Origin of the sequence: Wenzhouxiangella sp. XN79A (assembly GCF_012272825.1) — a bacterium.
Lineage (GTDB): Bacteria > Pseudomonadota > Gammaproteobacteria > Xanthomonadales > Wenzhouxiangellaceae.
Genome location: NZ_JAAWWS010000163.1, coordinates 37992 through 50313, shown reverse-complemented (window position 1 = coordinate 50313; position 12322 = coordinate 37992). Strand labels below are relative to the sequence as shown.

The following is a 12322-nucleotide window of genomic DNA, read 5'->3' as shown; positions in this document are numbered from 1 at the left end:
GAGTTATGGTGATTTCTGGTGTACGAGGGATCTGAAAATTGGGTGGCGTATCCTGTTGGTTGATCACGACCAAGATCACAACCAACAGAAAAGGATACGCCATGAACCAGTCTACTCTTTCGGCGGTAGAGCCGCCAGTTTCTGATCTTTCGGACCCCCTGCACAGCCTGATTCGACAGGGCGCGCGGGAACTGATTGCGGCCGCCGTAGAGTCCGAGCTGGAGGCCATGCTCAAGCACCATCAACATCGATGTGATGACCAAGGGCGTCGGGCGGTGGTGCGCAACGGTTATCTGCCCGAACGCACCATCCAGACCGGCGTCGGCGACGTCGAGGTCCGGGTGCCCAAGGTGCGAGACCGGAGCGGATCCGGGATCAAGTTCAACTCCAGCCTGCTGCCGCCGTATCTCAAGCGTGCACGCAGCCTCGACGAGTTGATTCCGTGGCTCTATCTGCGTGGCGTGTCGACCGGTGACTTCCAGGAAGCGCTGCAGGCACTGGTGGGTGATCAGGCCAAGGGGCTGTCGCCGAACACCGTGGCGCGCCTGAAGGCGGGCTGGCTGGAAGAGCATGTCCAGTGGCGGCGTCAGGATCTGAGCCAGAAGCACTACGTCTACCTGTGGGCGGACGGCGTCTATAGCCGGGTCCGGATGGACGACAAGCTGTGCTTGCTTGTGATCGTCGGGGTCACCGAGCATGGCCGCAAGGAGCTGGTGGCGGTCGAAGACGGCTATCGGGAGTCCGAGGCCAGCTGGCACGAGGTGTTGACCGACCTGCGCAGCCGGGGCCTACAGCGACCACCCAAGCTCGCCATTGGCGATGGTGCGCTGGGCTTCTGGGCAGCGCTGAACAAGGCGTTCCCGGATACTCGTCACCAGCGATGCTGGGTGCACAAGATCGCCAACGTGCTCAACAAGTTGCCCAAAGCGGTCCAGCCGAAGGTCAAGTCCGCGCTGCATGACATCTATCTGGCCGAGACCCGCGAGGCGGCCCACCAGGCTTTCGATCGTGCGCTGGCGCGCTTCGGCACGAAGTACCCCAAGGCCATGATGTGCCTCGAGAAAGATCGCGACGACCTGCTGGCCTTCTACGACTTCCCGGCCAAGCACTGGGTCCATCTGCGGACCACCAATCCGATCGAGTCGACCTTCGCGACGGTGCGGTTGCGAACTCGCAAGTCGCGCAACTGTGGCTCACGCGACACCACGCTGGCCATGGTGTTCAAGTTGTTGCAATCCGCGGGGCGTCGATGGAAACGAATCAAGGGCTTCCAGTTGCTGAGACTGGTCGTCGATAACGTCGAGTTCCGAGATGGAGAACAGGTCGTTGATCAACCAAAGCACGCCGCTGCCTGATCGCTCGTACACCAGATTTGACAATAACTCTCGACTGGACGCGAAGCACGCTCGGGCGTTCGGTGAGCGCTGCGGTGTTCACCCACGCGCATGACGACAAGATGGGCGGTGTCGGCGTGCTTCGAAGCTTGGGCATTGCGACCTACGCCCATGCGCAATCGAATCAACTCGCTCCGACTCGGGGACTGGTCCCGGCGGAATTCGACCTGCAGTTCGACGCCGGTGGCTCGGCTGTCCCCACCGCCGCGCTGCCGCCGGAACTCGAGATTTTCTATCCTGGGCCCGGGCACACAACGGATAATCTCGTCGTGTATGTATTGGAGTCCCGGGTCCTTTTCGGGGGCTGCCTTGTTCGACCAAGGCGGTCTTTCTCGCTAGGAAATACGGCAGACGCGGTAATCGAAAACTGGGCGCAAGCAATCCGCAACGTTAACGAGCGGTTTGTTGAGCCCACCATCGTCGTGCCGAGCCACGGTGCGCCGGGCGGTCCGGAGCTGTTGGCTCACACGATTGATGTCGCCACCTCAGCCGAAGCTGACAACGCCGATTAACACCGTTCATCCTTCACCAAGGGCGGGTAATGCGCATGCCCTCATGGATTTCGCACGTCAGACGTCCGGATTTCTCCAGACGCTTGTTGGCAGCCGCTGAAGGGATCAGCCGGTGCCGAACACGCGCGTTGCAGCGCTCTGGCCCTTCAGGAATCGCTTTCCCAGCTGCTCTGCGGCACTGCGGAGGCTCTCGACTGCGCCGATCGCGCCGTGGAATCTGGGCGCGTCGTGACGACGCACGAATTTCAGGAACTGGCGCTGGTCGATCTTCAGCCGCTCGAGAATCGGCGGCTGGGTCTCCGATATGCTGCCCCGCTTCCCGGCAACGATCGCGCGACCCGACCAGTCGACCAGCTCCAGGTAGTCGGTGAGCGAGTAGGGCAGCGATTCCGCGCAGTCCGGTGCGTTCTGATCCGAAAAGGCCATCAGTCGGCCGATAGCGCAGCGCAGGTCCTTCGGGATCTCCGTCTCGTCGTCCTTCTTCAGGTTGGCCAGCGCGCCGTCCTGCTCGACGATCCGTTGCTGGATCGAAGTGTAGTCAGAAGTTTCAGGCGTCTCGGCCATGCCGGCGCGGACGGGGTTCAGGTCGACGTACGTCATGGCAGCGATGACCGCGGCTTCGTCCAGCAACGCCTGGCTCTTGAACCGGCCTTCCCAGAACCGACCCGTCACGTTGTCCTCGGCATTGGCCCAGCGCGCAATCGGCTCGTTGAGGCAGCGCATGAACCAGGACAGATCGAACAGCCGGTTGCGGTACTTGTCGATCTCCTTGTCGACGACCGCTTGCTGGGCCCTCGAGAGCGATTCGGACCCGGAAAGGAAGCTGCGAACCAGCGGATTCCCGCCAAACAGCTGCAACCAACGCTCCGCGACCTCCTCGTCGCTCCATTTCGCTGCTCGCTCCTGGTCCATGCGTACGACCAGGTGGAGGTGGTTGCTCATGACCGCATAGGCACAGATATCGACAGCGAAGATCCCCTGCAATTTGAAGATTCGCTTGCGAATCCAACCTCGACGATGGGTGAAATCTCGCCCAGACTCTCGATCGACGCCGCAAAGAAACTGGCGCCGAACGCAGCGACTGATGACGTGGTAATACGGCGTGGCTTCGAGCGAGACGAGACGGCAGCGGGGCATAGGCATTGGGGGAGTCCGGTTTCAATCCGACTCCAGTCTGCCTCGGGGAATTGTGCGGGGAAATCGGAAATCTGCTCGAATTTCGCTACAGAGATTTCCTAGGGCATGGGTGTCCACGTGTTTTCCAGTCGCTACAGAGATTTCCTAGAACATGGGTGTCCACGTGTTTTCCAGTCGCTACAGAGATTTCCTAGAACATGGGTGTCCACGTGTTTTCGTGCCGTCCGGGTTCCAGGCCGGCGTGTGATCGTTCCAGCGGTTGGTGGTCAGTTGCTCGTGGCGGCCATTCTCCAGGTCCAGCAGCCAGACGTCGCGGGCGAAGGGCGAATCGTCGTGCTTGCGGTACGGCTGATCACCCTTGTAGTCCGAGTAGAGCAGGCGATTGCCGCTGGAATCCGCCGCGGCCTGGCGCGCCTCGATGGGCGTGACCTGGCGCGGCGTGCCGCCGTCGATCGGCACGGCGTAGAGCTCCGGCCGGCTGCGGTGCGGGTCGGCGGCCAGCCCGGGCGGGTCGTAGCGCACGCTCTCGAACAGCACGGCCTCGCCGTCGGCGGTGAATCCGGTCACCACGTCATGGGCCTCGTGGAAGGTCAGCCGCCGGACATTCCCGTCGGCCAGGTCCAGCAGGTAGACGTCGAGCGTGCCGTTGCGGTCGCTGCTGTAGGCGATGCGCTTGCCGTCCGGCGACCAGCGCGGGTTCGATTCCACCGCGTCGGTGCGGGTCAGCGCGACGGCCGTACCGCCGGTGCTCGGTACGCGGTGGATGTCGCCGCCGTGGGTGAACGCGATCGTGCGGCCGTCGGGCGAGATCGCGGGGTCGCGGAGCCAGCGTTCGCCGGCGGGTTGGGCAGGGGCCGCGCCGGCGAAAAGCAGCGCGGTGAGAAGGTACAGCGTTCTCGTCATCGGAACCATCCAGTCGAAACAAGGGGGCGCCGGCGGTGCCGGGGCGGTAGAAAAGGGTACGTCAACCGGGCAGGGCGGAGAGGGGCGATTCGCGACGAGGGCATCGCGACGACTCGATCGTGGTCCGCCGTGTCGCGCTTCCGTCCGGAACGCATCCTCGATTTCATCGTTCAGGCAGCAAAAAAATGGCCCGGCAGTGCCGAGCCATTTTCAGTCAGTAGCGATCGACGAAACGGATCACGCGTCGTCCGGATGCGCCAGCTTGAAGCCCATGCCCTGCACCGTGTGCAGCAGCTTGGTCTCGAACGGGCGGTCGATGGACTTGCGCAGGTTGTACATGTGGCTACGCAGCGTGTCGGAGTCCGGCAGCATGTCGCCCCAGAGTTCGTTCTCCAGCTGCTCGCGGCTGACCAGGCGCGGGGACTCGCGCATGAGGATGCGCAGGATGCGGATCGAGGTCGGCGACAGGTTCAGGCGCTTGTTGTCGCGCTCCACGCGCATCGTGCGGGGGTCGAAGACCAGGTCGCCGATCTTGATCGCGCCGTCGGAGACTTCACCGCGGGCGCGACGGATCAGGGCGTTGACGCGGGCCGAGAGCTCTTCCATGTCGAAAGGCTTGACCAGGTAGTCGTCGGCGCCGGACTCGAAGCCTTCGAGCTTGTCTTCGAGCTGGTCGCGCGCGGTCAGCATCAGGATCGGCGTCGAGTCGCCGCGGTCGCGCAGTTTCTTGCAGACCTTCATGCCGTCGACCTTGGGCAGCATCAGGTCGAGGATGATCATGTCGTAGTGGTTGTCTTCGAGCAGGTTGAGCGCGATCGACCCGTCGGCCGCGTAGTCCATGGCAAACCCGGAATCCTCCAGGAAGGCGCCGATGGTGGCGGCGAGATCGTCGTGGTCCTCGACCAGCAGGATCGTGGCATTGGCTTGTTCTTCGCTCATTGCAGAGCACCTCGGGGCATCGGTTCGGGCAGGGGGCAGGAATGACGCCGAAAGCGAGTCATTCACATTTGTGAATCGAGTCTACTGGATGCGTGTGGACGGCGAATCAACAGTCCTTCACGAGGCGGGAATGATTCTCGGGCGCAGTCAGAACGAGCGGCGGACGATCAGCGCGCCGAGCGCGGCCAGGTCGTCGCGCGACGGCCCCGGCGGCAAGGCGTCCAGCGCCTCGCGGGCCTGCTGAAGCAGCGCATCGGCGCGGGCCCGGGCGGCCTCGACGCCGTTCAGGCCGGGCCAGGTGGCCTTGCCCTGTTCGATGTCCGAGCCGGCCGGTTTGCCCAGGGTCTCGGTCGTGCCTTCGACATCGAGCAGGTCGTCGACGACCTGGAAGGCCACGCCGATGGCGTCGCCGAAGGCGGCCAGGGCCTCGTGGTGGGCCGGGTCGGCCGGGCCCAGCCGGGCCGGCAGCTCGACGGCGGCCCGGATCAGTGCGCCGGTCTTGCCTCGGAACATGGCTTCGAGCAGTTCGGTGTCGGGAGCCTGGTGCTCGAAGGCCAGGTCCAGCGACTGCCCGCCGACCATGCCGGCCGAGCCTGCCGCGTCGGCCAGCCCGGCCATCACGGTCGGCGGCAGGCCGGCATGGGCCAGGCCACCGAAGGCCAGGGTCAGCAGCGCGTCGCCGGCCAGGATGGCGGTGGCCTCGTCCCAGGCCTTGTGCACGGTGGGCTGGCCGCGCCGCAGGTCATCGTCGTCCATCGCCGGCAGGTCATCGTGGACCAGCGAATAGCAGTGGACCAGCTCGATGGCCGCGGCGATCGGCGCGACCTCGTCGTCGTCCAGGCCCAGCACGCGGCCTGCGGCAAAGCACAGCTGCGGCCGGATCCGCTTGCCGCCGTTGAACACGGCATAGCGCATGGCTGCGTGCAGCGGGGCCGGGCGGGCGTCTGCGGTCGGCAGCCAGGCGTCCAGCTCTCGGTTGACGCGGTCGATCCAGGCGGTGCTGCGGTCGGGCGGGGTCATGGGTAGGCAACAACGGCGCGGTGCGGGCGGACCCGAAGTGTACGACGACCGACCGGCGCGCGCTGCTACACTTCCGCCCGATGTCCGGCCCCGTCCGACGCTGAACCAGCGAGCATGTCCCGAGCATGTCCAAGGCCCCGATCGAACTCGATGCGCCCCGGTGCGCTTCGGCCCGCGCCGGCGCGAACTTCGCGCTGATCAAGTACTGGGGCAAGCGCGATCTGGCCCTGAACCTGCCCGACGTCGGCTCGATCTCGCTGACGCTGGAGCGGCTCTGCACCGAGACCACGGTGAGCTTCGACCCGGCGCTGGACGCCGACGAACTGCTGCTGGACGGCCGCCCCGATCCTGCGCGCACGCCGCGCATCAGCGCCTTTCTCGACCTGCTGCGGGCGCGCGCCGGCATGCGGGCCTTCGCGCGGGTCGAGACGGCCAACGACTTCCCGACCGCCGCCGGCCTGGCCTCGTCGGCCTCGGGCTTCGCGGCGCTGACCGTGGCGGTGAACGCCGCGCTGGCCGCCGGCTGGGACGCGCGGACCTTGTCGGAACTGGCCCGGATCGGCTCCGGCTCGGCGGCCCGGTCGATCTTCGGCGGTTTCGTCGAGATGCACCGCGGCGAGCGCGACGACGGCCGCGACAGCGTCGCCGAGCCGCTGGCCGGGGTCGGCCACTGGCCGCTGCAGGTGGCCGTGGCCATCAGCACCCGGGCCGAGAAGGCCGTGGGTTCGACCGAGGGCATGCAGCGCACGGCCGATACTTCACCGTTCTACCGGGCCTGGGTCGAGCACCAGCCGGCCGATCTGGCCGAGGCCCGCGCGGCCATCGCGGACAAGGATTTCGAACGGCTGGCCGAGGTGGCCGAGGGCAGCGCGCTGGCCATGCACGGGCTGGCGATGTCGGCCCGGCCCGGTCTGCTGTACTTCAATGCCACGACCATGGAGTGCCTGCACCGTATCCGCGCGCTGCGCGCCGACGGCGTGCCGGTGTTCTTCACCGTCGATGCCGGGCCGCAGGTCAAGGCGATCTGCGAGCCGGTCGCGCTGCCGACGGTGCGCGATGCGCTGGCCGACGTGCCGGGTGTGCTCGACGTGGTCGAAAGCGGCCTGGGTCCGGGCGCCGAGGTGATCGACTCGTGACCGCCGGTCCGGACCGGGTCCGGGCCAGCGCGCCGGGCAAGCTGCTGCTGTTCGGCGAATACGCGGTGCTGGCCGGCGGCCCGGCGCTGGTCATGGCCGTCGATCGACGCGCCCGGGTCCTGGTCGAGGCCACCGATACGGAAGACCTGCACATCGCTGCCCCGCAGCTGGGGCTGGCGGGCGACGGGCTGGTGTTCGACCCGGACCACCCTGACCGGGTGCTGGGCCTGACCGGCCGGCTGCTGGCCCGGCGCCTGGCGCGCTATGGCCTGCCGGCCGCCGGGCTGCGGATCGAAATCGACACCGCGGAGCTGTTCGACCAGGACGCCGCCGGCACGCCGGTCAAGCTGGGCCTGGGTTCCAGCGCGGCGGTCAGCGCCGCGCTGGATGCCGCACTGGCCGTACGGGCCGGCGCGTCGGAGCCGGGTCTGGACGAACTGCTTCGCGACTACCGCGCCGCGATCGGCGGGCCGGTCAGCGGCGCCGACCTGGCGGCCAGCCTGTGCGGCGGTCTGCTGCGGGTGCAGCCCGCCGGCGATCGCCTGGCGACGACGCCGGCGACCTGGCCCGATGGTCTGCACGCCGCACCGATCTGGGTCGAGCGTCCGGCCTCGACGCCGGCCTTCGCCGCGGCCTTCGACGCCTGGCGGCAGCGCCAGCCCGAAGCGGCCGCGGCCTGGGTCGGGCGCATGAATGCCGCGACCTGCTCGGCGCTGGAGGCCGGCCGGGCCGAGGCCTGGATCGAGGCAGCCACCCACGGGGTCGACGCGCTGCGCGAGCTGCAGGCCGCGATCGGCGCCGAGATCGTCACGGAGCGGCACCGGCAGCTGCTCGAAGCGGCCGACCGGTGCGGCGTGGCCTACAAGACCTGCGGCGCCGGCGGCGGGGATTTCGGCATCGCGCTGGCCACCGATCCGGAGCGCCTGGCGGCCTTCGGCGAGCGGGCTTTGGCTGCGGGCGCCCGTCCGGTAGAATTGCGGCTCGAAGCGTCCGGCGCCTGCGTTGCCGAGGGGCGCGACGAGCCCACCGAAGGAGCCTGATCCGTGGCACGCATTCCGAAGTTCTACAAGCTGTCGGTCACCGAGCGCGTGCGCGCGGTCCGCAAGCAGGGCCTGTTGTCGAACCAGGACTACCAGGCCCTGGTCAGCGGCGAGCACACGCTGAACGTGGACTCGGCCGACAAGATGATCGAGAACGTCATCGGCGTGATGGGGCTGCCGGTGGGGCTGGGCCTGAATTTCCTGATCAACGGCCGCGAATACGCCGTGCCGCTGGTCGTCGAAGAGCCGTCGATCGTCGCCGCGCTGAGCTCGGCGGCCAAGGTCGCGCGCGCCGGCGGCGGCTTCGAGGTCGAGAGCACCGAGCCGATCCTGATCGGCCAGATCCAGGTCGTGGATGTGCCGCACCCGCAGCGGGCCCGCGCCGCGCTGCTGCAGCGCAAGGACGAGATCATCAATCTCGCCAACAGCCTGCACCCCAACATGGTCGCGCGCGGCGGCGGGGCCAAGGACCTGGAAGTCCACATCCTGCCGTCCTCGGGGCAGGGCGGCGACATGGTCGTGGTCCACCTGCTGGTCGACACCCGCGACGCGATGGGCGCCAATCTGGTCAACACCATGTGCGAAGGCGTGGCCTCGCTGGTCGAGAACATCGCCGAGGGCAAGGTCTTCCTGCGCATCCTGTCGAACCTGACCGACCGCGCGATGGTCCGGGCCAAGGTGCGGATTCCGCTCGACGCGCTGGCCGGCAAGGGCTTCGACGGCGAGCAGGTGCGCGACGGCATCATCCTGGCCAACGAATTCGCCTCGATCGACCCGTACCGGGCGGCCACCCACAACAAGGGCATCATGAACGGTATCGACGCCGTGGCGCTGGCCACCGGCAACGACTGGCGGGCGATCGAGGCCGGCGCGCACGCCTGGGCCGCGCGCGGCTCGCACTATGCCTCGCTGACCCAATGGACCAAGGGCGAGGACGGCGCGCTGCTCGGCCAGCTGGAAATCCCGCTGAAGGTCGGCACGGTCGGCGGCCCGCTGCAGTCCAACCCGACCGTCGGCATGAACCTGCGGCTGCTGGGCGTGAAGTCGGCACGCGAGCTGGCCGAGGTCATGGGTGCGGTCGGCCTGGCGCAGAACTTCTCGGCGGTCCGCGCGCTGGTCACCGAGGGCATCCAGCAGGGCCACATGACGCTGCATGCACGCAGCGTGGTGGCCGCCGCCGGCGCGCCGCCGGAAGTCTTCGACACCGTTGTCGACCGGCTGATCGCCTCCGGCGAGATCAAGATCTGGAAGGCCCGCGAGCTGGTCGCTTCGCTGGCCACCGACGAGGTCCACGCCGTCGGATCCGGCTCGCGCGAAACGCCGAACGCACCGGCCCCGGTGGTCGCCCCGCCGATGGCCGCAGGCCACGGCAAGATCATCCTGCTCGGCGAACACGCCGTGGTCTACGGCCGCCATGCCGTGGCTGCGCCGGTGCCGCTGGCCATCCAGGCCCACGTCGAAAAGGCCAGGGACGGCGTGCAGATGATGATCCCGCGCTGGGGCGTGGAGCAGCGCCTGCACACCCGCGCCGAGAAGCAGCACTCCTTCGACAAGTCGATGAACCTGATTCTCGAATCGCTGGGCCTGCAGGACCAGGCGATGCGCATCGAGATCGTGCCGAAGGTGCCGCGCGCGATGGGCCTGGGCGGTTCGGCCGCGCTGGCCGTGGCCACCATCCGCGGACTGGACCGATGCTTCGAGCTGGGCCTGGACGACGAGCAGGTCAATCAGCTTGCCTTCGAGTGCGAGAAGATCGCCCACGGTACGCCGTCGGGCATCGACAACACGCTGTCGACCTACGGTCGCGCGATCCTGTTCCGCGCCGGCGACGAGCCGCTGCGCCGTGAAATCGCGATTCCGGAGCCGGTCGACCTGGTCATCGGGATTTCCGGCATCGAGAGCCTGACCGCCGCGACCGTGGCGCGGGTCCGCAAGGCGCGCGACGCGCATCCGGCGCTGTACGAGGGCATCTTCGATCAGATCGACGCGCTGGTCCTGCGCGGCGTCGACGCGCTGGCGAATCATGAACTGGAGACCCTCGGCGAGTTGATGAACGTCTGCCAGGGCCTGCTCAACGCCATGCAGGTGTCGAGCTGGGAGCTGGAGGAAATGATCCAGATCGCCCGCCGCGAAGGCGCGCTGGGCGCCAAGCTCACCGGCGGCGGGGGCGGCGGCTCGATCATCGCGCTGTGTCCGTCCGACGGCGAGACCCCGGCGCGGATCGAGACGGCGCTGAAGAACGCCGGTTACCAGGCCCTGGGCGTGACGATCGGTGGCCACGGCGGTGGCAGCGACCCGGCCGGAGGCGGCGCATGACCATGAACGGCCTGACCGCCAAGCAGGTCTCGTTCGACGACGAGCCGCTGATCCTGGTCGACGAGAACGACAACGAGATCGGCCACCGCGACAAGGTCGACTGCCACACCGGCCACGGCACCCTGCACCGGGCCTTCTCGGTGTTCCTGTTCGACGCGCAGGGCCGGGTGCTGCTGCAGCGCCGCGCCAACGCCAAGCCGCTGTGGCCGCTGTACTGGTCCAACAGCTGCTGCTCGCACCCCCGGCGCGGCGAGAGCCTCGAGTTCGCCACCGCGCGCCGCATGCGCGAGGAACTTGGCCTGGAATCCGAGCTCGAGCACCTGTACAGCTTCATCTACCAGGCCGATTTCGAAGACCGCGGCGCCGAGCACGAGTACTGCCACGTCTACATCGGCCGCGCCCACGGCAAGATCGAAGTCCACCCGGACGAAATCGCCGAATGGCGCTGGATCGAACCCGATGCCCTCGATGCCGAACTCGCCGCCCACCCCGAGCGCTTCACGCCGTGGTTCAAGATGGAATGGCTGGAACTGCGCACGACCTATGCGGATCGGGTCGAGGCCTTGTTCGGCAACTAGTGGGCCATGCGGCAAATGAGGTGACACTCAGCCGTCGCGCCGGCACAGTGGCTCTGAGCGTTACCTGATTTGCCGCATGGCCCACTCGTGCCTGCGTCCTTCAACGGATGGACGCAACGGGCGATGGGCGCGGAGAGAGACGGAAACCAACGATAAGGGAAGAACAACGGTCGTTCCGGAGCGCCGAAGGCGAAACCGGAATCTTCGTCGCATGAGCCCCCTGTCAGTCAGCGGCTTCGCGAGATTCCGGGTCCACACGCCGCTTCGCCGGGAATGCCAGGATCCGAGCGATCAGTGATGACCGCCTTGCCAAGCAGGATCGGAGCGTCTGCTGCGTCCTTCATTCCCGTTCCTGCTTCGTGTCCTTCGCCCCTTCACGTCGTAGCACCCATTCTCCGAAGGCCACGGGCACCCGACCGGAACGAAGCCCAACGGGGCGACCGCCGGCGGCGGACCTGCGTTCGCGGTCGGGTTGGTCGTCGTCGACGGCATGGAGCTCGAGGCGCGGCCGGGCCTCCGGGTGGGGCTGCCGGTCGCGGAGGACACCGGGTAGAATTGCAGATCGACTGAACTTCGTGCTGCAAGCTGCTGATCGATCGGTTTTTTCGCGTCCTGCCGGATCTGTGCCAACGCCTCGATGAGCGGTCGGTTCGCTATGCGCTGATCGGCGGGTTCGGGATGGCGATGCGGGGCGTGCAGCGGGCGACGGTGGATCTGCTGCACGCGTTTCGTGCGCCGGCCCTGGCGATGCTGGAGCGCGCGGAGCGATTGTCGATCGAACACGGGCCCAGCGTACCCGTGGCGACCATGGAGGACATCATCGGCCTGAAAGTGCAGGCCATGAGCAACGACCCTTCCCGGGCCGAGCAGGACTGGCTGGATATCCGACTGCTGGTCCCGGGCATCGAAGAGCCTGGATCACCGCCTCGACTGGGAACTGATCGAGCAGTATTTCGAACTGTTCGGAAAACAGGATCTGGTCGAGGCCCTCCGGAGCGACCCATGACGCGACTCACGCAGGAAGAACGAACCGCCCTTGGCGCACTGGAGCCGGGCGCGCTTGGCCAGCCCGAGCTGACCGATGCCGAACGGCTGGTGCTGCCCAACCCGCGCGCACGGGCCGACTACGTCCGCTTCGCCACGGCCGCAAGCCGTTTCTTCCGTGGCCGGAAGGAAATCGGCTTCCGCGGCGAGAACTGGCGTCTCTAGCCCGCATTGTTCATGAATCGCCGCGATGATTGCGCCGGGAATTGTTCGCACAGGGGATTTTCCGACCGAGCGGAATACCCTGCTGTATTTCCGAGCGAGGACGATTCGCTGTGCGGACAAGGACCAGGCAAGGGCGCG

Annotated in this window: 11 protein-coding genes; 7 read left to right on the top strand and 4 right to left on the bottom strand. The window is 67.2% G+C overall.

Annotation, left to right across the window (positions count from 1 at the left end; translation table 11 throughout):
* Positions 1-101 precede the first annotated feature (101 nt).
* Both HFP89_RS14035 and HFP89_RS14030 read left to right on the top strand, forming a co-directional pair.
* Complete coding sequence (locus tag HFP89_RS14035; protein WP_168716478.1) at positions 102-1355, top strand: IS256 family transposase; 1254 nt, start codon at positions 102-104, stop codon at positions 1353-1355.
* Between the two features lie 62 nt (positions 1356-1417).
* Complete coding sequence (locus tag HFP89_RS14030; RefSeq protein WP_168718298.1) at positions 1418-1906, top strand: MBL fold metallo-hydrolase; 489 nt, start codon at positions 1418-1420, stop codon at positions 1904-1906.
* Positions 1907-2011: 105 nt separating this feature from the next.
* Here HFP89_RS14030 and HFP89_RS14025 read toward each other — a convergent pair whose 3' ends face one another.
* The 4 genes from HFP89_RS14025 to HFP89_RS14010 all read right to left on the bottom strand — a co-directional run bounded on the left by HFP89_RS14025 (position 2012) and on the right by HFP89_RS14010 (position 5905).
* A complete protein-coding gene (locus tag HFP89_RS14025) occupies positions 2012-3049 on the bottom strand; it encodes a transposase (RefSeq protein WP_168718297.1) in 1038 nt (345 codons plus the stop codon).
* 171 nt (positions 3050-3220) lie between these two features.
* A complete protein-coding gene (locus HFP89_RS14020; protein ID WP_168718296.1) occupies positions 3221-3946 on the bottom strand; it encodes a PD40 domain-containing protein in 726 nt (241 codons plus the stop codon).
* A gap of 237 nt (positions 3947-4183) precedes the next feature.
* Positions 4184-4885 carry a response regulator transcription factor gene (locus tag HFP89_RS14015; protein WP_168718295.1) on the bottom strand — a complete coding sequence of 234 codons (702 nt, stop codon included), beginning with the start codon at positions 4883-4885 and terminating at the stop codon, positions 4184-4186.
* 147 nt (positions 4886-5032) lie between these two features.
* Positions 5033-5905: a polyprenyl synthetase family protein gene (locus HFP89_RS14010; protein ID WP_168718294.1), complete on the bottom strand. Its 873-nt coding sequence runs from the start codon at positions 5903-5905 to the stop codon at positions 5033-5035.
* A 125-nt stretch (positions 5906-6030) separates the two neighbouring features.
* Here HFP89_RS14010 and mvaD point away from each other — a divergent pair, with 125 nt between their 5' ends.
* From mvaD to HFP89_RS13985, 5 genes are all read left to right on the top strand, one after another.
* Complete coding sequence (gene mvaD, locus HFP89_RS14005) at positions 6031-7041, top strand: diphosphomevalonate decarboxylase (protein ID WP_168718293.1); 1011 nt, start codon at positions 6031-6033, stop codon at positions 7039-7041.
* On the top strand, positions 7038-8081 hold the full coding sequence (locus HFP89_RS16395; RefSeq protein WP_168718292.1) for a hypothetical protein: 1044 nt from the start codon (positions 7038-7040) through the stop codon (positions 8079-8081). Before mvaD ends, HFP89_RS16395 begins: the two co-directional genes overlap by 4 nt.
* Positions 8082-8084: 3 nt before the next feature.
* Positions 8085-10397 (top strand): hydroxymethylglutaryl-CoA reductase, degradative, encoded by a 2313-nt coding sequence (locus HFP89_RS16390; protein ID WP_168718291.1) that lies wholly within the window; start codon positions 8085-8087, stop codon positions 10395-10397.
* Positions 10394-10975: an isopentenyl-diphosphate Delta-isomerase gene (idi, locus tag HFP89_RS13990; RefSeq protein WP_240956416.1), complete on the top strand. Its 582-nt coding sequence runs from the start codon at positions 10394-10396 to the stop codon at positions 10973-10975. The genes HFP89_RS16390 and idi overlap by 4 nt, the downstream gene beginning before the upstream one ends.
* 1002 nt (positions 10976-11977) lie before the next feature.
* The gene (locus HFP89_RS13985; protein ID WP_168718290.1) at positions 11978-12184 is read left to right on the top strand and encodes a hypothetical protein; all 207 of its coding nucleotides are present in this window, start codon (positions 11978-11980) and stop codon (positions 12182-12184) included.
* The last annotated feature ends 138 nt before the right edge of the window (positions 12185-12322 follow it).

Excerpts from the sequence above, each read along its gene's own strand:
- HFP89_RS13985 (WP_168718290.1), top strand. The coding sequence starts at position 11,978 with ATGACGCGACTCACGCAGGAAGAACGAACCGCCCTTGGCGCACTGGAG.
- HFP89_RS14015 (WP_168718295.1), bottom strand. The coding sequence starts at position 4,885 with ATGAGCGAAGAACAAGCCAATGCCACGATCCTGCTGGTCGAGGACCAC.
- mvaD (WP_168718293.1), top strand. The coding sequence starts at position 6,031 with ATGTCCAAGGCCCCGATCGAACTCGATGCGCCCCGGTGCGCTTCGGCC.
- HFP89_RS14025 (WP_168718297.1), bottom strand. The coding sequence starts at position 3,049 with ATGCCTATGCCCCGCTGCCGTCTCGTCTCGCTCGAAGCCACGCCGTAT.
- idi (WP_240956416.1), top strand. The coding sequence starts at position 10,394 with ATGACCATGAACGGCCTGACCGCCAAGCAGGTCTCGTTCGACGACGAG.
- HFP89_RS14010 (WP_168718294.1), bottom strand. The coding sequence starts at position 5,905 with ATGACCCCGCCCGACCGCAGCACCGCCTGGATCGACCGCGTCAACCGA.
- HFP89_RS14035 (WP_168716478.1), top strand. The coding sequence starts at position 102 with ATGAACCAGTCTACTCTTTCGGCGGTAGAGCCGCCAGTTTCTGATCTT.
- HFP89_RS14020 (WP_168718296.1), bottom strand. The coding sequence starts at position 3,946 with ATGACGAGAACGCTGTACCTTCTCACCGCGCTGCTTTTCGCCGGCGCG.